Origin of the sequence: Streptomyces sp. NPDC014733 (genome assembly GCF_043083385.1) — a bacterium.
Lineage (GTDB): Bacteria > Actinomycetota > Actinomycetes > Streptomycetales > Streptomycetaceae > Streptomyces.
Window position 1 is genome coordinate 120,946 of sequence record NZ_JBIBYO010000002.1, and the last position, 17,094, is coordinate 138,039.

General features: G+C 71.8%; 17 protein-coding genes. 11 read left to right on the forward strand and 6 right to left on the reverse strand.

The annotated features are described in order from the left end of the window. Position 1 precedes the first annotated feature (1 nt). The gene (locus ACF1BH_RS05440; RefSeq protein ID WP_391641093.1) at positions 2–805 is read right to left on the reverse strand and encodes a VOC family protein; all 804 of its coding nucleotides are present in this window, start codon (positions 803–805) and stop codon (positions 2–4) included. Between the two features lie 249 nt (positions 806–1,054). Here ACF1BH_RS05440 and ACF1BH_RS05445 point away from each other — a divergent pair, with 249 nt between their 5' ends. Continuing rightward, positions 1,055–1,891, forward strand: coding sequence for a sulfurtransferase (locus tag ACF1BH_RS05445; RefSeq protein WP_391641094.1), 837 nt, complete (start codon positions 1,055–1,057; stop codon positions 1,889–1,891). A 68-nt stretch (positions 1,892–1,959) separates the two neighbouring features. Here the strand turns inward: ACF1BH_RS05445 and sepH are convergent, their stop codons facing one another. Then, positions 1,960–3,018 (reverse strand): septation protein SepH, encoded by a 1,059-nt coding sequence (gene sepH, locus ACF1BH_RS05450; RefSeq protein WP_391641095.1) that lies wholly within the window; start codon positions 3,016–3,018, stop codon positions 1,960–1,962. A gap of 500 nt (positions 3,019–3,518) precedes the next feature. Here sepH and ACF1BH_RS05455 point away from each other — a divergent pair, with 500 nt between their 5' ends. Continuing rightward, positions 3,519–4,679: a hypothetical protein gene (locus tag ACF1BH_RS05455; protein ID WP_391641096.1), complete on the forward strand. Its 1,161-nt coding sequence runs from the start codon at positions 3,519–3,521 to the stop codon at positions 4,677–4,679. A 63-nt stretch (positions 4,680–4,742) separates the two neighbouring features. Here the strand turns inward: ACF1BH_RS05455 and ACF1BH_RS05460 are convergent, their stop codons facing one another. Then, positions 4,743–6,083: a D-arabinono-1,4-lactone oxidase gene (locus ACF1BH_RS05460; protein WP_391641097.1), complete on the reverse strand. Its 1,341-nt coding sequence runs from the start codon at positions 6,081–6,083 to the stop codon at positions 4,743–4,745. A gap of 551 nt (positions 6,084–6,634) precedes the next feature. After that, positions 6,635–7,906, reverse strand: coding sequence for an MFS transporter (locus ACF1BH_RS05465; RefSeq protein WP_391641098.1), 1,272 nt, complete (start codon positions 7,904–7,906; stop codon positions 6,635–6,637). Between the two features lie 317 nt (positions 7,907–8,223). On the opposite strand from ACF1BH_RS05465, the gene ACF1BH_RS05470 reads away from it, so the two are divergent. Both ACF1BH_RS05470 and ACF1BH_RS05475 read left to right on the forward strand, forming a co-directional pair. Then, entirely contained in the window at positions 8,224–9,369 is a 1,146-nt protein-coding gene (locus tag ACF1BH_RS05470; RefSeq protein ID WP_391641099.1) for a ferrochelatase, read from the forward strand. A gap of 129 nt (positions 9,370–9,498) precedes the next feature. Next, positions 9,499–10,299, forward strand: coding sequence for an inositol monophosphatase family protein (locus ACF1BH_RS05475; protein WP_391641100.1), 801 nt, complete (start codon positions 9,499–9,501; stop codon positions 10,297–10,299). Between the two features lie 67 nt (positions 10,300–10,366). Here ACF1BH_RS05475 and ACF1BH_RS05480 read toward each other — a convergent pair whose 3' ends face one another. Then, a complete protein-coding gene (locus ACF1BH_RS05480) occupies positions 10,367–10,540 on the reverse strand; it encodes a hypothetical protein (RefSeq protein ID WP_169750012.1) in 174 nt (57 codons plus the stop codon). 303 nt (positions 10,541–10,843) lie between these two features. Between ACF1BH_RS05480 and ACF1BH_RS05485 the strand changes: the two genes are divergently transcribed. The 4 genes from ACF1BH_RS05485 (at position 10,844) to ACF1BH_RS05500 (ending at position 14,478) form a co-directional block, all read left to right on the forward strand. Further along, positions 10,844–11,497, forward strand: coding sequence for a response regulator transcription factor (locus tag ACF1BH_RS05485; protein ID WP_030285276.1), 654 nt, complete (start codon positions 10,844–10,846; stop codon positions 11,495–11,497). 4 nt (positions 11,498–11,501) lie between these two features. Next, entirely contained in the window at positions 11,502–12,761 is a 1,260-nt protein-coding gene (locus ACF1BH_RS05490; RefSeq protein ID WP_391641101.1) for a sensor histidine kinase, read from the forward strand. A gap of 557 nt (positions 12,762–13,318) precedes the next feature. Next, positions 13,319–13,621 (forward strand): DUF4193 domain-containing protein, encoded by a 303-nt coding sequence (locus tag ACF1BH_RS05495; RefSeq protein ID WP_016575747.1) that lies wholly within the window; start codon positions 13,319–13,321, stop codon positions 13,619–13,621. Between the two features lie 14 nt (positions 13,622–13,635). After that, positions 13,636–14,478 (forward strand): hypothetical protein, encoded by an 843-nt coding sequence (locus ACF1BH_RS05500; RefSeq protein WP_391641102.1) that lies wholly within the window; start codon positions 13,636–13,638, stop codon positions 14,476–14,478. A gap of 13 nt (positions 14,479–14,491) precedes the next feature. Here ACF1BH_RS05500 and ACF1BH_RS05505 read toward each other — a convergent pair whose 3' ends face one another. Continuing rightward, positions 14,492–14,935 (reverse strand): DUF3093 domain-containing protein, encoded by a 444-nt coding sequence (locus tag ACF1BH_RS05505; RefSeq protein WP_391641103.1) that lies wholly within the window; start codon positions 14,933–14,935, stop codon positions 14,492–14,494. A gap of 58 nt (positions 14,936–14,993) precedes the next feature. Between ACF1BH_RS05505 and ACF1BH_RS05510 the strand changes: the two genes are divergently transcribed. The 3 genes from ACF1BH_RS05510 to ACF1BH_RS05520 are packed head-to-tail and all read left to right on the forward strand — an operon-like array spanning position 14,994 to position 16,871. Next, positions 14,994–15,587 carry a PaaI family thioesterase gene (locus ACF1BH_RS05510; RefSeq protein WP_391641104.1) on the forward strand — a complete coding sequence of 198 codons (594 nt, stop codon included), beginning with the start codon at positions 14,994–14,996 and terminating at the stop codon, positions 15,585–15,587. Next, the gene (gene dut / locus ACF1BH_RS05515) at positions 15,584–16,105 is read left to right on the forward strand and encodes a dUTP diphosphatase (protein WP_143941510.1); all 522 of its coding nucleotides are present in this window, start codon (positions 15,584–15,586) and stop codon (positions 16,103–16,105) included. The genes ACF1BH_RS05510 and dut overlap by 4 nt, the downstream gene beginning before the upstream one ends. Before the next feature lies 1 nt (position 16,106). Beyond that, positions 16,107–16,871, forward strand: a complete 765-nt coding sequence (locus ACF1BH_RS05520) for a DUF3710 domain-containing protein (RefSeq protein ID WP_391641105.1) — start codon at positions 16,107–16,109, stop codon at positions 16,869–16,871. The last annotated feature ends 223 nt before the right edge of the window (positions 16,872–17,094 follow it).

Consider the following 17,094-nt stretch of genomic DNA (forward strand, 5'->3'; position numbering starts at 1 on the left):
CTCAGCCGTAGGTAGCCGCCGCGGCGGCCTCAGGTACGGGCCGGATGACGGTGAAGACGGCGCCTCCGGGGTCGGTCACCGTCGCCAGCCGGCCGTGCGGGGAGTCGTGGGGCGGCCGGACCACCTGGCCGCCGAGTCCCTCGACCCGCCGGACCGCGGCATCGGTGTCCGAGACCGCGAAGTACGTCATCCACCGCGGGCCCGCCTCACGCGGCAGCGCATTTCCCACCCCGTGGAGACCGGCCACGGGGCGGCCCTTCAGGCGCAGCGTCAGATAGTCGAAGTCGGCCGAGACCACCGCCTGCGGCTCGTAACCGAAGACATGCTCGTAGAACGGTCCGGCGGAGTGGGTTTCGCGGGTGATCAGCTCGTTCCACACCGGGGTGCCCGGTTCTCCGGTGGCCGCGGAGCCGGTCGTCGTACGGCCCTGCCAGATACCGAAGACCGCGCCCTGCGGGTCGCAGGCGAGGGCCATCCGCCCGGCGTCCCCGGCGGCCAGCGGCCCCACGCCCACCGTCCCGCCGCAGTACCGGATCCGCTCCGCGGTCGCGTCCACGTCGTCGGTGGCCAGATAGGTGGTCCAGGAGACGGGCAGCCGGCGGTCGACCACGGGCTCGCCGAGCCCGGCCACTTCCCGCCCGTCCAGAAGGGCGTGGCAGTACGGTCCGAGGTGCTGTACTCCCGGGCGGAACTCCCAGCCGAACAGCGCACCGTAGAACTCCTGCGTCGCGGCCAGGCGGTGCGTCAGCAGGCTCACCCAGCAGGGCGCACCGGTCAACCGCCGGGGCGCTGCCTCGGTTGTCATCGTCACTCACTCCTCGGACCATCGCGGTGGCGGCCATGGGACGGGTGCGGGACCCGAGGCAGATGCTTGCACCAGGCGCCCCGTGAGACCCTCCGGCCGCGCCGTGACCGGCAGTTCCGTCCCGGAGAACGCCCGTTTTCAGCGGTGTTACCCCGATACCGTGGCGGGAGCGGTCGGGGCACCCTCCGTCATACGGAGGGTGTGCGTCCGCCTTCCGTACGTAGCCGTCCCTACGCAAGGATGAGTGCCATGAATGACATCATCACCGCTACCGAACTCGCGAGTGCGTCAGCGGGCGACAACCCGCCCGTCCTCCTGGACGTCCGCTGGCAGCTCCAGGGACCGCACGGCCGCCCCGACTACGAGGCGGGGCACCTGCCCGGCGCCGTCTTCATCGACCTCGACACCGACCTCGCCGGTCCGGCCGGCGACGAGGGCCGCCACCCCCTGCCGGACGTCGCCGTCTTCACCGCCGCCATGCGCCGCGCCGGGGTACGGGGCGACCGCCCCGTCGTCACCTACGACGCCGGACTGGGCTGGGCCGCGGCGCGGGCCTGGTGGCTGCTGCGCTGGGCCGGGCACCGTGACGTGCGGGTGCTGGACGGCGGACTGGCGGCCTGGACGGCGTCCGGCGGGGCGGTGACGACGGAGATCCCGCAGCCGAAGGAGGGTGACTTCACGCCCGAGCCCGGCGGTCTGCCGCAGCTGACGGCGGACGAGGCGGCCGCCCTGGCCCGCCGTGGGGTCCTGCTGGACGCCCGGTCCGCCGAGCGTTACCGGGGCGAGGCAGCCTCCGTCGATCGCGTCGGCGGTCACATTCCCGGCGCCGTCTCCGCCCCGACGACGGAGAACGTCACCGAGGACCACACCTTCCGCCCGGCCGCAGCACTCGCGGAGCGGTTCGCGGCGCTCGGCGCCAAGAGCGACGCGGAGGTCGGCGTCTACTGCGGCTCCGGCGTCTCCGGCGCCCAGGAGGTGCTGGCACTGTCGCTCGCCGGCGTCCCGGCGGCGCTGTACATCGGTTCGTGGAGCGGCTGGACCGCCGACTCGTCCCGCCCCGTCGCCACCGGCGCGCAGCCCGGCTGAGCCGCCACACAGCGGTCCGCCCGCCCCGTAGCGCGTACGGGGCGGGCGGACCGCGGGGCGTGGTGGCGTTACTCCTGCTTCTTGCGCCGGGTGCCGAAGACGATCTCGTCCCAGCTCGGCACGGCGGCCCGGCGCCCGGGGCGCACACCGTCGGCCTCGGCCTGCCGGTCGGTGGTCCCGGTCAGCCTGTCGCGGTGCCCGGCGACCGCGCGCGGCATCAGCACATCGGCGTAGGCGGACCCGGCGCCCGCACTGGCCGCCGGCGCGGCCGGCTCCTCGACCTCGTCGTCCATCGGCTCGTCGACCGGCGCCGTGACGCTGTCCGGTACGACCATGTCGCCACGGAAGCTCGGCACCGCCTCCAGCAGGCTGGTCAGCGAATCGCGCTCCCGCTCAACGGTGGCCTCCTCGACGGCCTGCGGCTCGGCCTCCTCCTCGGCGGGGGCGACGCGCTCGGCACGGTCCGGGGTCTGCCGGTCCAGGGCACGGTCCAGCGGCCGGTCACGCGGCAGCCGCGCGATCCGGGGGACGAACGGGAAGCTGGGCTCGGGCGTGTCGTCGGCCTCGCCGATCAGCGCCCGCGCTTCCTCGCCGACGGCCTGGACGAGCCGCCGGGGCGGGTCGTACGTCCATGCCGCGGAGAACGGCTCACCGGCGACGCGGTAGACCAGCAGCACCTCCCAGGTGCCGTCGTCGCGGCGCCAGGAGTCCCACTGCACGCTGTCCTTGTCGGCGCCGCGCAGCAGCAGCCGCTCCGCCACCGCCTCACCGAGCTGTGGTCCTGCGTTCTCCCCGGGGCGCCGGACAGGCGTCTTACGGGCACGCTCGGCCATGAAGGCGCGCTCGGCGAGCACCGGCCCCTCGAAGCGGCGGACGCGTTCGACCGGGATCCCGGCGAGCTGGGCGACCTCCTCGGCGGATGCGCCTGCTCTTATCCGCGCCTGGATGTCCCGCGGCCGCAGGTGGCTCTCGACCTCGATCTCGATCTGGCCCAGGCGTGCGCGGTCGTTGCGGACCGCGGCGCGCAGCCGCTCGTCGATCGGCAGTGTGTATTCGGTGCTGTCCGCAGCTTTGAGCACCAGCCGTGTGCCGTCGTTGGAGACGGCCACGACACGCAGTTCGGGCATGGGGACCTCCCGGGTGGTGCCTGCCGACGTCACGTGCGTCGCTGCTTCCGCTGGTCGAGTGTGGCCTGCCCGGGGTGCAGCCTGCCACAACATTGTCTAGTTGCCCGGCGGATCGGACCGGAGTCCGTAAACGCCGAAGCGAGACGGTTACCTGTTCGCAACGCCGGTGTCCGTATCGCCTGCCCTGGGACCGATCACCCGTGCCGAGCGGCGGCGCTCCAGGGCGGGTGCCACCTGTTGGGCCCCTCTCCCCGTGAGTCCGGGCAGCCGGACGGGATCCCGGGGCCAGGGACCGTCACAGTACTCCATTCGGGCCACTGAAGTGCACCGCCGCGCCGCTGAAGTTGTGGTGCGACAACGGAGTTGAGTCGCCTTGTCGACCTCTCTACCACACCGGCAGGTGGCAAGGTTCACAGAATCGCCAGAATCGGAACCATTCACTTCGCACAAAAGTATCTTTGGAGTGCAAGACGGATCGAAATGCCGATCAAGGGCTGGAGATGGACGAAAAAACCAAAACCGACCCGAAGGGTAAGGAGAAACGGATCGACCTGAGCGTTCCTCAGGTCGCGGGCAGCGCTCTCGCAGCGGCCGTCGCCGCTTTCCTCGCGGGTCAGCTCGGCGTCTACGGGACGATCATCGGTGCCGGTGTGGTCAGTGTGGTGGCCACCACCGGTGGCTCGATCTTCCAGCATCTGTTCCGGCGCACGGGGGAGCAGATCAAGGAGGCGACGATCACCACCCGTCCCCGGCCCCGTGGCAGCCGCACCACCCGGAAGGGCGGCCCGCACGCCGCGGCCACCATGGTGCTGCCGACCTTCGACCGGGACGGGGCACCGGACGCGGTCACTGCCGTCTCCACGGAACCCGCTGCCCCGGTGGACAGCGCCCGCACCCAGCTTCTGCCCCGGGCGGTCGCCACGCCACCCACCGGGGACGACGCGGCGACCCGACTGCTCCACCCCGGAGCAGGCACTCCGCCCGACGACGCGACCCGCGCTCTGCGCACGGGGCGCCCGATCGGCGCGACGGACCGCACACAGTTGGTGCCTCGTCTCGACGAGCGCACCGTCGCCTTGAGGGCGACGACCTCACCCGACGGCCCTGCCGACGGGGCGGAGACGGCGCAGTTCCCCGGCGACGAGACCATCACGGCCACATACGGGACCCGGCTGCGCGGCTGGCGTCGGCCGGTCCTCGGCGCGGTCGGCATCTTCGTGCTCGCCATGGGCGTGGTCACCGGCGTGGAGCTGATGACGGGGGAGACCGCGAGCGGCAGCTCCGGCACCACCCTCGGCCGCCTCACCCACACCGGTGGCAGCCAGCGCGACACCGCTCCCGACAAGGCCCCGGCGTCGCCCCGTCCGGATCACTCCCACGGCACGGAGCGCGACAACGGCACCCCCACCGGTGCGCCGGACACGACCACAGGTCCAGGCAACGGCGGCACGCCGAGCCCTGGGGGCGATGCGAACGGTGGATCGTCCGCGACCACCCCCGCGCCCACGCCGTCCGACGGCGCCACCCCTTCGACCGAGCCCACCACGCCCGAGCCCACGGGGCCGGCCGGGGACAAGAACGGCACCGGCGACGCGGGCACCACCGGCCAGGACGCCGGAGGCAAGACCGCCGCCCAGGAACCCGACCCGAACCCCTCCTGACGGCACCCACCCGACGCGGCCGCGGCCGGCCCCCTCCCAGGGGTGCCGGCCGCGGCCGTTTCGTCACTCGCCCAGCACCCGACGCAGATAGGCGTTGCCGAACAGGCGCTCCGGGTCGAGACGGTCGCGCACCGCGGTGAACTCACCGAACCGCGGATAGACACCGGACAGATACGCCGCATCCCGGGTGTGCAGCTTGCCCCAGTGCGGGCGACCGCCGTGCGCCGTCATGATTCGCTCGGTGGCGGCGAAGTACGCACCGTACGAGCTGCCCCGGTACATGTGCACCGCGATGTACACGGTGTCGCGCCCCGATGCAGTCGACAAAGCGATGTCGTCGGCCGGCGCGCATCGCACCTCGACCGGGAACGACACCTTGAAGTCAGACCGGTCCACGAGGTCCTTCAGCTCACGCAGCGCGCCGATGGCAGCCGCACGGGGCAGCGCGTACTCCATCTCCACGAACCGCACCCGGCGCGGCGAGGTGAACACCTTGTAGGGGATGTCGGTGTACGTCCGCGCCGACAGGGCGCGGCTGGCGAGCTTGGCGACGGTGGGGATCGTGGCCGGCGCGGCGCGCCCCAGGGTGCAGGCAGCCTGGAAGACGCCGTTGGACAACAACTCGTCCTCGATCCAGCCGCTGACCTTCCCAGGCGGTGCGGCCGGTCCCTGGCTGCGGTTGTTGCGCTTCGTGTTGCAGTTGCCGGTGTGCGGGAACCAGTAGAACTCGAAGTGCTCGTTCTCGGTGGCCAGCTCCTCGAACCGGTCGGTCACCTCGTCGAAGGGCATGGGTTCCTCGCGGGCGGTCAGCAGGAACTCCGGCTCCACAGCGAAGGTCAGCTCGGTGACGACGCCGAGCGCCCCCAGGCCGAGCCGGGCCGCGGCGAAGACATCAGGGTTCTGGTCGGCCGAACAGCACAGCACCGACCCGTCGGCGGTGACCAGCTCCAGGGCGGTGACCTGCGCGGCGAGGGAGGCGGAATCGCGGCCGGTGCCGTGCGTACCGGTGGCGGTCGCCCCGGAGACGGTCTGCTCCATGATGTCGCCCATGTTCGTCAGCGACAGTCCGTGCGCGGCCAGCATGCGGTTCAGTTGATGCAGAGGGGTACCGGCCGCCACCGCGACCGTCCCGGCCTGCCGGTCGATGTCGCGTATGCCGCACAGACGTTCCGGGCGTATCAGCAGTCCGTCGGTGGCGGCGACCGATGTGAACGAGTGGCCGGTGCCGACGGCTTTGACGGTCAGTCCGTCCTCGGCGGCGGATCGGACGGCGGCCGCCAGCTCCTGCGTATTCGCCGGGGTCACGGTACGTGCAGGCCGGGCAGCGACGTTCCCCGCCCAGTTCCGCCACGATGCTCCGCTGCCGCATCCTCCCGAGCTGCCGACGGCGTTGCTGACTGCCATGGTGACGTCCCCTCCCTGCGCGGGCAGTCCCTCGACGGGGCTGCCGTCGGTCTGAGTTGAGCGCATGATGCCAGCCGTTACTGGCCAGTTCGTGGGAGGTGATGGGAATCACATGGGCCGGAAGTGGGCGGAAGCTGTCGCCGCCTGGGCATGTTGCGTCGGCTTGTGCGCCATGAAGTGAGGTGGTGGTTGTGTCGATGTGTCGACCGGGTGCGGATTCGCCTGAGGGTGGCGTTGTGGGCGGCTTCCCTGGGGCGTGATTGTCATCGCCGGTTCGCTCGTCGGGAGATTGCCGACGCCGCCCGATGGGCGTTGCCCGCTGCCGCTGTCGCCAACGTGCATCCGTAGGTCCGCGCTGCGCCGCACTTATGCGCGCGCCACCGCATGGTCACCCAGCATGCTGGTCAGGCCGCTGCGCACCACTATCGATAAAGCGACTTACGCGAAAGCGACAGTCACCCGCTCATCAATAGCCCCGCCACCCAGCCACACCCACCACACCCCGAGGCGAACACCCGCCCCCGAGCGCCTCACCCCGGTCCCCGCCCCGCCTACAACACCCGCTCCCCATCGGACTGCTCCGTGCTGCCCGCAGGACCGCTCTGCTGCACCACTCCGGCAGCCCCGGTGGCCGGGGTCGGGGTCACGGGACGGAGGCGGCGGTATCCGAGCAGGGCCACCACGGCGCCGAGGAGTCCGGCCGCGCACGGAACGAGGTAGCCGCGATCCGCGCCCGCGGCGTCCACCACCCAGCCGGCGGCGGATGAGCCGAGTGCGACACCCACCGCGAGGCCGGTGCTCGTCCACGTCATGCCTTCGGTCAGCTTCTCCCGGGGGACGTGCTCCTCGACCAGGGCCATCGTCGTCACCATCGTGGGTGCGACCGACAGTCCCGCGACGAACAGTGCGACGGCCAGCAACGGCAGCGTCCCGGCCAGTTGCAGCGGCACCATGCTCAGTGCCATGACGCACACACCCACCACCCACCTGCGGGAGGCGTGGCCCTTCAGGTGCAGCAGTCCGAAGACGGCGCCCGCCAGGCAGGACCCGAGCGCGTAGACGGCGAGGACGAGGCTGGCCGCGCCCTTGCGGCCGTCCGCCTCGGCGAAGGCGACGGTCACCACGTCGATCGAGCCGAAGATCGCGCCCGTGGACACGAACGTCACCACCAGCACCCGCAACCCCGGGGATCGCAGTGCCGATCCCGCGGTGTGGGCGACGCGCGGATGCGGCACCGGCTCCGTGGCGCGTTGTGCTGTCAGCCAGAACACGCCGGCCACCAGGAAGAAGGCCGCCAGCAACGGCCCGGACTCGGGGAACCAGGCCGTACACAGGCCGATCGACAGGATCGGGCCGAAGATGAAGCAGCACTCGTCGACGATCGACTCCCACGAGTACGCGGTGTGCAGCTCACGCGGCGAACCGCGGTAGAGCGCCGCCCACCGCGCCCGCACCATCGAGCCGACGCTCGGCACGCACCCGGCGCACGCCGCGAAGACGAACAGTGTCCAGTCGGCCCACCGCTGCTGCGCGCTGAGCAGCAGACCGGCGACGGCCGTCACCGACACCAGCGTCGCCGGGCGCAGCACCCGGCGTTGCCCATGGCGGTCCACCAGCCGGGAGATCTGCGGCCCCAGGAGCGCCGCGGACAGCGCGGGCGTCGCCGACAGTGCCCCGGCGAGGCCGTAGCGGCCGGTCAGCTGCGACACCATGGTCACCACGCCGATGCCCAGCATCGACAGCGGCATCCGCCCCAGGAGTCCGGCGGCGGAGAAGGACTTGGTGCCGGGCGGGCCGAAGATGGCGCGGTAGGGACTGGGCAACGAGGGTGCTCCGCCGGGTGAGGACCGAAGATCGGTAAGGGATGTCTGTGGCCGATACAGCTTACGGGGGTCGGAGGAGCGGTCACCTCCGAATTTCCGGCCCTTCCGTCCCGACCGGCATGGCCCGGTGCACCCCCGATCCCGTCCGCCCCAGAGGCGCCCGCTGGACGGCGCCCCGGAGGTGAGCCTCCGCGACGGTCCGCCTCATGTGGCGGACAGCAGTCCGCCCCTCCCCACGGGGCCGCGGGCCCCGTGCCGCACACGGGGAGGCCAGGGCCTGCCCGCCGCATCGCGGCGGAGGGTGGGAGGATCGAGGCATGCCCGAACAGTGCGATCCCCGTCCTTACGACGCCCTGCTGCTGCTCTCCTTCGGTGGCCCCGAGGGGCCCGACGACGTCGTCCCGTTCCTGGAGAACGTCACCCGCGGCCGCGGCATCCCCCGCGAGCGTCTCAAGGAGGTGGGCCGGCACTACTTCCTGTTCGGCGGCGTCAGCCCCATCAACGCCCAGAACCGTGGCCTGCTGGACGCGCTGCGCAAGGACTTCGCCGACCACGGCCTGGACCTGCCCGTCTACTGGGGCAACCGCAACTGGGCGCCCTATCTGACCGACACCCTGCGCGCCATGGTGCGCGACGGTCACCGCCGTATCGCGACCCTCGCCACCAGCGCGTACGCCTCGTACTCGGGCTGCCGCCAGTACCGCGAGAACCTCGCCGACGCGCTGGCCACCCTGAAGGCCGAGGGGCTGGCCGTGCCGCAGGTCGACAAGGTCCGGCACTACTTCAACCACCCCGGGTTCGTCCGCCCGATGATCGACGGCGTGCTCGCCTCCCTCGCGGCGCTCCCCGAGGAGGTCCGCGACGGCGCGCACCTCGCCTTCACCACCCACTCCATCCCCACCGCCGCCGCCGACACCTCGGGCACCCCGGCTGACCACACCTCCGACGGGGCGGGCGGCGCGTACGTCGCCCAGCACCTGGACGTGGCCCGGGTGATCGCCGACGCGGTGCGTGAGGAGACCGGCATCGACCACCCCTGGCGCCTCGTCTACCAGTCGCGCAGCGGCGCCCCCCACGTCCCGTGGCTGGAACCCGACATCTGCGATCACCTGGAGGAACAGCACCGGCAGGGCGTTCCGGCCGTCGTGATGGCCCCCATCGGGTTCGTCTCCGACCACATGGAGGTCAAGTACGACCTCGACACCGAGGCCACCGCCAAGGCCGCCGAGCTGGGCCTGCCCGTCACCCGGTCGGCGACCGTCGGGGCCGATCCCCGCTTCGCCGCCGCCGTCCGCGACCTCGTCCTGGAACGCGCCGCGACCGAACGCGGTCAGGATCCCAGGCGCTGCGCCCTGGGCGCATTGGGCGCCTCCCACGACCTGTGCCCCGTCGGCTGCTGCCCGGCCCGCGCCCCCCGCCCGGCGGCCGCCGGCGCCGACTGGACCGACCCCGTCGCCCCCTAGACGCGTCCGCCCAGCCCCGCCCGGCGAACACGCCCCAGGGCCGTCCCTCCGCGCGGCGCAGCGCCCCACGGGGCGCGGCCACGCTGCCGTCCGCCCCCCCGCCCGCCGCTCGACCGAGCAAGGAGCCCCGTGTCCGATCCGCTGTACGACGAACTTCTCCAGCTGGCCCTGGAGGCCGCCGACCGGGCCGGCCGGCTGCTGCGCGACGGCCGCCCCGCCGACCTCGGGGTGGCCGCCACGAAGACCAGCCCCATCGATGTCGTCACCGAGATGGACATCGCCTCCGAGAAGCTGATCACCGGCTTCCTCACCGAGCACCGGCCGCACGACGGATTCCTCGGCGAGGAGGGCGCCAGCGTCGAGGGCACCAGCGGGGTGCGCTGGGTCATCGACCCCGTCGACGGCACCGTCAACTACCTCTACGGACTGCCCTCCTGGGCCGTGTCCATCGCCGCGGAGAAGGACGGCGAGACCGTCGCCGGTGTGGTGGCCGCCCCGATGCGCGGGGAGACCTACCACGCGGTTCTGGGGGGTGGCGCGTTCAACAACGGGGAGCGCGTGCGCCACCGCCCCGCGCCCCCGCTCTCCCAGGCCCTGGTCGGTACGGGCTTCGGCTACCTCACCGAGCGCCGCATCGGGCAGGCCGAGGTGGTGCGCGCGCTGGTGCCGCAGGTCCGCGACATCCGGCGTGGGGGATCGGCCGCCATCGACCTGTGCGATGTGGCGTGCGGTCGCCTCGACGCCTATTACGAGCGCGGCCTGAACCCGTGGGATCTGGCGGCCGGGGTGCTCATCGCCCGCGAGGCCGGGGCGCTCACCGGCGGCCGCCCCGGCGAGCCCGCCTCCCAGGAGCTGACCGTCGCCGCGTCACCCGAGGTGTTCGGCGTGCTGCAGCCGCTGCTGGAGGACCTGGGCGCCTGGCACGACTGACGGTGCCGCGCACGACTGCGCCCCGGCACCTGTGCGGTGACCGGGGCGCGGCGGTGTGCGGTGGACGTCAGGCGCGGACCGCGCCGACCTCCACTCCGTACTCGCTGGCCAGGCGCTGCAGGTCCTCGAGCTCCGCCTGCTCGACGTCGACGAGGTAGTCGTCGCCCGACGCACGAGCCCGGTCCAGAACGGCTTCGGTGTTCCGTATGCGCTGCAGAATGCCTGCGGTGAACGCGTCCATGGTGCGCCCCCTCGTCGTGGGTCCGGGTTGGCACTGGTGTGCCGACGGGTGGGTCGATCACGACAGGATCCCTGCGGAGGGTCGTCAAGAGAGGCCCGGCGGGGCGTGATCGAGGGTGTGCAGTCGTCCTCCCCCCGCGCCACCTCACGGAAACCTCAACCGGCCGGTGAATCCGGCGAATCGGAGGCCGCGCGCCCCGCGATCCCCCCTTACCGCCGGTTTATGGCTCTTCGGGGCAGGATGGAAGGGCTCTGAGACATTGTTGCGCCCTGCCTGACAGGGCTTTGCGGAAGGAATTGCGACGTGCGTGTTCTCGTCGTCGAGGACGAGCAACTGCTCGCCGATGCGGTGGCCACCGGACTGCGCCGGGAGGCCATGGCCGTCGACGTGGTCTACGACGGCGCAGCAGCCCTGGAGCGGATCGAGCTGAACGACTACGACGTCGTCGTCCTCGACCGTGACCTGCCGCTCGTGCACGGTGACGACGTCTGCCGCCGCGTCGTGGAGCTGGGCATCGCCACCCGGGTCCTGATGCTCACCGCCTCCGGCGACGTCAGCGACCGGGTGGAGGGCCTGGAGATCGGCGCCGACGACTACCTCCCCAAGCCGTTCGCCTTCACCGAGCTGACCGCCCGGGTGCGCGCCCTGGGACGCCGTACGACCGTCGCCCTGCCGCCCGTCTTGGAGCGGGCCGGTATCAAGCTCGACCCCAATCGCCGCGAGGTCTTCCGGGACGGCCGGGAGGTGCAGCTCGCGCCCAAGGAGTTCGCCGTACTGGAGGTGCTGATGCGCAGCGAGGGGACGGTCGTCTCGGCCGAGCAGCTGCTGGAGAAGGCGTGGGACGAGAACACCGACCCGTTCACCAACGTCGTCCGCGTCACGGTCATGACGCTGCGCCGCAAGTTGGGTGAGCCGGCCGTGATCGTCACCGTCCCCGGTTCGGGATACCGGATCTGAGCAGATGCCTCCCTTCTCCAAGGCGACCCCCACGCCACCCCCCACCCCGCCCAAGCCGACCTGGGATCCGAAACCGGTCAACGTCCGGCCGTTCCCCTGGCTGCGTCCGACCATCCGGATACGGCTCACGCTGCTGTACGGCGGCATGTTCCTGATGGCCGGGATCGTGCTGCTGACGATCATCTACATCCTCGCGGCCGACGCGCTGGGCGCCGGCAACCAACCGCCGTTCAAGATCATCGACGCGCAGAGTCTGCGGATCTCCAGCAGCACCTGCAGCGGCCTGTCGTCGGTCGCCGATGTCGAGCAGCTCAACCGCGCGGTCGGCGAGTGCATCCAGCACCAGCGTGCCTTCGCGCTCAACACCCTTCTCAACCGTTCGCTGCTGGCGCTGCTCGGCCTGACGGTCGTCGCGTTCGCCTTCGGGTACGCCATGGCGGGACGGGTGCTGTCGCCTCTGGGGCGGATCACCCGCACCGCGCAGCGGGTGGCCGGTTCCGATCTGCACCGCCGGATCGAGCTGGGCGGGCCCGACGACGAGCTGAAGGAGCTGGCGGACACCTTCGACGAGATGCTGGACCGCCTCGACCGGGCCTTCGAGTCACAAAGACGCTTTGTCGCCAATGCCTCGCACGAGCTGCGCACCCCGCTGGCGATCAACCGCACACTGCTGGAGGTGCAGCTCGCCGACCCGGACGCGTCGCCGGAGCTGACTCAGCTCGGCAAGACGCTGCTGGCAACCAACGAGCGCAGTGAGCAGCTCGTCGAGGGACTGCTGCTGCTCGCCCGCAGTGAGAACAAGATTGTCGACAAAAAGCCCGTCGACCTCGCCGAGGTCGCCTCCCAGGCCGTCGACCAGGCCCGCGGTGAGGCGCAGGAGAAGGGCATCGAGTTCCGGGGGGCGCGCCATCAGGTGTTCGTCCAGGGCAACGGCGTCCTTCTGGAGCGGATCGCGCTCAACCTCGTACAGAACGCTGTGCGCTACAACATCCCCGAGGGCGGCTGGGTGGAGGTCACCACCGAGCCGCAACCGGGCTGTGCGGTACTGATCGTCTCCAACACTGGCCCGGTGGTCCCCGCCTACGAGGTGGAGAACCTCTTCGAGCCGTTCCGGCGGCTGCGCACCGAGCGGACCGGCAGTGACAAGGGGGTCGGCCTGGGGCTGTCCATCGTGCGCTCGGTGGCCCGCGCGCACGACGGCACCATCACGGCGGAACCGCGCGAAGGCGGTGGCCTGACGATGCGGGTCGTGCTCCCGCTGTGAGGCGTCCGCCGCCCCGGTGGACCTGCGGGGCGGCAGCGGGCGGCCTGTACGGCCCGCTGGGGCGCGGGCGGAGACTTCCGTACGTCATCGGGCGTATGCGTGTACGAACGCCCGCTGGGCGGCCGTACAGCGCCATAAGGGCGAAGCGCGGTTTGACGGAACGGGGGCCGGGCGGTCATCCTTCGCCGAGTTCGCTTTGCGCGGAATTCGGACGGCCTGCCCGCCGCCCTTTCCGTGTGTGATCGCTCACAGCGGTCGCATTCCGCCCCTCCACCCTCCGTGATCGAAATGCCCGGCAAAAAGCCGGGAAAATCCGGGTTTCCCGGAGCCCTGATCACGGGAAGTACACGGGTTGGCATCCGCGCGATGCGACATTCGGACCGTGTACGGTCCAGTTCGCCATCCAAACCGATCACCCCTTCCGGGTGCGGTTGGGTGTCGATTGAGTAACAGACCTTGATGTGAGGCAAAATCTCCGCCTCAGGTCGGGCACAAGTCCGGCCTCTCACGCGTTACGAGCGCTGAGACACCGCAGACACCCAGAGGGGGAGAGCGACATGGCTACGGATTACGACACCCCACGCAAGACCGATGACGACCTCAACGAGGACAGCATCGAAGAACTGAAGTCGCGGCGGAACGACAAGTCCGCCTCGGCCGTCGACGTCGACGAGTTCGAGCAGGCCGAAGGCCTGGAGCTCCCCGGCGCCGACCTGTCCAACGAGGAGCTCGCCGTACGGGTCCTGCCCAAGCAGCAGGACGAGTTCACGTGCATGAGCTGCTTCCTGGTACACCACCGCAGTCAGCTCGCGGCGGAGGACAAGAACGGCAACCCGATCTGCCGCGACTGCGCGGCCTGAGTCCGGTCGGCGCCGTGGCAGGCGTGAACCCGTTCCGTAAGGGCCTCAAGGGCGGGAAAGGCCCGGCGGCCGGCGCACGACCACGCGGAGAACACGCGCCCGTGCCCGCCGACCCCACCGCCCTCCCCACGGAGCGGACGGCCGGCACATCGCAGGAGCGAGGCCGTGTGGCCTCGCTCGCCGCCACGATCGGCAAAGGCGCCGTACGCGGCGGCGGCAGCGTGCGGGTCCAGCTCGCCGCACTCGCCGACCGGCTCATCGCCATCGCCCCGCGGATCCCCGTCCGCGACCTTGCGACCCTGCGCACCCAGTTCCCCGGCCTGACCCCCGAGGAGCTCGCCGACAAACTCGTCGCGGGTGCCACCAGGGCCACCGCTGCCGTCGGCGCCGGTGTCGGGGCGGCCGCCGTGCTGCCCGTACCACCGGCGATGCCGACCCAGCTGGCCGCCGAGATCGTCGGCGTGGCCTCGATCGAGATCAAACTCATCGCCGAGCTCCACGAGGTCTACGGCCGACGAGCCCAGGGCACCGCCCGGCAGCGCGGCTTCGCCTACCTGACCTCCTGGACCGAGGAGCGCGGTATCGACGTCGCCCGGCCCGCCACGCTCAACCTCGCGCTCGGCGGACAGGCCAAACGCGAACTGCGCCAGCAGATCATGAAGCGCACCCTGCGCAATCTGCCCAACCTCACACCGTTCATGGTCGGCGCCGCAGTCGGTGCGTTCCTCAACCGCCGTGAGACGGGCAAGCTCGCCGACACCGTCCGCAAGGACCTGCGCGCCCACCGGGTCCCCTGGGACGCCCTCCCCGGCGCCGCGGACCCCGGCCCGCTCCCCGGGGCGCAGGGCACCGCGTAACCTCCGCCGTCCGTCAGACGCGCGCGGCCGTCAGCGCCGCCACCAGGCGCTCTGGATCCCGCGTCGACAGATATGCGTACGGCGTCGGATCCGACGGGTCGACGATCTCCACCCGCACCGCGGTCCGGATGTAGCTGCGCAGCAGCATGAACGCCCGCGCGTCGGCCTTGTGCGTCCGCCAGGCCACCGCCTCCTCGGCGTCCAGCACCTGTGCCTCACCCAGCGCTGCCACCGGGATCTTCGCGTCCCCCGCGATCAGCGCGTCACCGACCACCCGGATCCGCACCGACCCGTAAGCGCTCACCACCACGGCGGACAGCGCGCACCCGCCGATCAGCCCGCCGAGCATCGGCAGCGTCCCCACCGGGAGCAGCATCAAGGCACAGGCCACGCCGACCAGCGCGGCGACAAGCCACCAGGAACGGGGCGCGGTGAGACGTTCTTCGTACGACTGCATGCCCCAAGCTTGGCACGGCGGCGCAGGCCCTCGGCGCGCGCGGGTAGGGTCTCCCCTCGTGAGTGGAACTGACGAACCCAGGACGCGGCTGACGCCCCCGGAGGGCGCCGCCGCCCCGGTCCGGCACCCCGACGCCCCGGCCCCCGGTGAACTCCTCGGCGCCCATTACGACCGCTGCTTCGGCTGCGGCGAAGGGCAGCCGCACGGCCTCCACCTGGAAGCCCGCGCCGGTGACGGCGTGAGCGTCCGCGCCGAGTTCACCGTCAAGGAGGCCCACCAGGGCGCTCCCGGCCTGGCCCACGGCGGCGTGCTGGCCACCGCGCTCGACGAGACCCTGGGCTCGCTGAACTGGCTGCTGCGCGTGATCGCGGTGACCGGCCGCCTGGAGACCGACTTCCTGCGCCCCGTCCCCCTGGGCACCGTCCTGCACCTGGACGCGCGCGTCACCGCCGTCCACGGCCGCAAGATCTACTCCACCGCCGCCGGCCGGATAGGCGGCCCCGACGGCCCCGTCGCCGTGCGGGCCGACGCCGTTTTCATCGAGGTCAAGGTCGACCACTTCATCGACAACGGCCGCAGCGAGGAGATCCGGGCCGCCATGGAGGACCCGGACCGGATCAGGCGCGCCCGCGCCTTCGAGGTGAACCCGTGAGCGAACGACGCAACCCGGTCGACGTGCTGCTGCGCCGTCTCGACCCCGAGGTCCCCGTCCCCTCGTACGGGCACCCCGGCGACGCGGGCCTCGACCTGGTGACCACCGAGGCCGCCGACCTCGCCCCGGGCGAACGTGCCGTCCTGCCCACCGGCATCTCCCTCGCCCTGCCCGACGGGTACGCCGCCTTCGTGCACCCCCGGTCCGGTCTCGCCGCCCGGTGCGGACTGGCGCTGGTGAATGCCCCTGGGACGGTCGATGCCGGGTACCGTGGAGAGATCAAGGTGATCGTGGTCAATCTGGATCCGCGCGAGAGCGTGCGGTTCGAGAGGTTCGATCGGATCGCCCAATTGGTCGTCCAGCAGGTCGAGAAGGTGCGCTTCCACGAGGTGGCGGAACTTCCCGGCTCGGCGCGGGCCGAGGGGGGATTCGGGTCCACCGGCGGTCACGCGGCGGTGGGCGGCTCCACGGGCGGGAATGAATACGCATCGGTCGGTGCCGACCGGGAAGGACAGTGACGTGTTCGGACGTCGCAAGAAGAACGAGAGCGCGCACGAGCCGGCGGAGGACACGGAACTCGCCGACGAGACCGCGGTGAGCGAAACCGACGCGGACGCGGAGGCGGAGCGAGTCGCCCTGCCGCCCGCGCCCCGTCCCGACGGACCGTGGGACGTGTCCGAGGTCAAGAACCCCGGCGAAGGCCGCGTCGACCTGGGAGGGCTCTTCGTCCCCGGTGTCGACGGCATGGAGCTGCGGGTGGAGGTCGCCGGTGACGCGATCGTCGCCGCGACCGTCGTCCTCCAGGACAGCGCCGTGCAGGTGCAGGCGTTCGCCGCACCCCGGAACGAGGGCATCTGGGGCGAGGTCCGCGAGGAGATCGCCGCCGGCATCACGCAGCAGGGCGGTGTCATCGACGAGGTCGAGGGCCCCCTCGGCTGGGAGCTGCGCGCCCAGGTTCCGGTGCAGCTGCCCGACGGCACCAACGGTGTGCAGGTCGTGCGCTTCGTCGGTGTCGACGGCCCGCGGTGGTTCCTGCGCGGTGTCATCTCCGGCCAGGGCGCGGTGCAGCCGGAGGCCGCCAGCGTGCTGGAGCACATCTTCCGGGACACCGTCGTCATCCGCGGTGACGCCCCCATGGCGCCCCGTGACCCCATCGTCCTGAAGCTTCCGGACGACGCCCAGATGGTGCCCGACGGCGTACAGCAGGAGCCTGCCGAGGGCTCCCGCTTCGGCGGCGGGGTGGAGCGTCTGGAGCGCGGCCCGGAGATCACCGAGATCCGCTGACCGCGCGGCCGACCGGGCCGCGAGGGCCGAGAGGGGTGCTGCCTGCGCCCCTGCTGTGCGGTCGGTGCGGTGGAGCGCGGAGAGACGGATGCCCGTGGGCGTACCCAGAGGTGCGGCCACGGGCATCCGTGCGTTCGGGGTGAGTACGGTGAGTACGGCTCGGGCGAGGACGCCGGGAGTGGGGCTGCTGGCGGACGCAGAGTCGATATGTCAGTTTGTCGTC

What these genes read in the sequence shown, in the direction of transcription:
- ACF1BH_RS05440 (WP_391641093.1), bottom strand. Translation starts at nt 805, where the DNA reads ATGACAACCGAGGCAGCGCCCCGGCGGTTGACCGGTGCGCCCTGCTGG.
- ACF1BH_RS05445 (WP_391641094.1), top strand. Translation starts at nt 1,055, where the DNA reads ATGAATGACATCATCACCGCTACCGAACTCGCGAGTGCGTCAGCGGGC.
- sepH (WP_391641095.1), bottom strand. Translation starts at nt 3,018, where the DNA reads ATGCCCGAACTGCGTGTCGTGGCCGTCTCCAACGACGGCACACGGCTG.
- ACF1BH_RS05455 (WP_391641096.1), top strand. Translation starts at nt 3,519, where the DNA reads ATGGACGAAAAAACCAAAACCGACCCGAAGGGTAAGGAGAAACGGATC.
- ACF1BH_RS05460 (WP_391641097.1), bottom strand. Translation starts at nt 6,083, where the DNA reads ATGGCAGTCAGCAACGCCGTCGGCAGCTCGGGAGGATGCGGCAGCGGA.
- ACF1BH_RS05470 (WP_391641099.1), top strand. Translation starts at nt 8,224, where the DNA reads ATGCCCGAACAGTGCGATCCCCGTCCTTACGACGCCCTGCTGCTGCTC.
- ACF1BH_RS05480 (WP_169750012.1), bottom strand. Translation starts at nt 10,540, where the DNA reads ATGGACGCGTTCACCGCAGGCATTCTGCAGCGCATACGGAACACCGAA.
- ACF1BH_RS05490 (WP_391641101.1), top strand. Translation starts at nt 11,502, where the DNA reads ATGCCTCCCTTCTCCAAGGCGACCCCCACGCCACCCCCCACCCCGCCC.
- ACF1BH_RS05495 (WP_016575747.1), top strand. Translation starts at nt 13,319, where the DNA reads ATGGCTACGGATTACGACACCCCACGCAAGACCGATGACGACCTCAAC.
- ACF1BH_RS05505 (WP_391641103.1), bottom strand. Translation starts at nt 14,935, where the DNA reads ATGCAGTCGTACGAAGAACGTCTCACCGCGCCCCGTTCCTGGTGGCTT.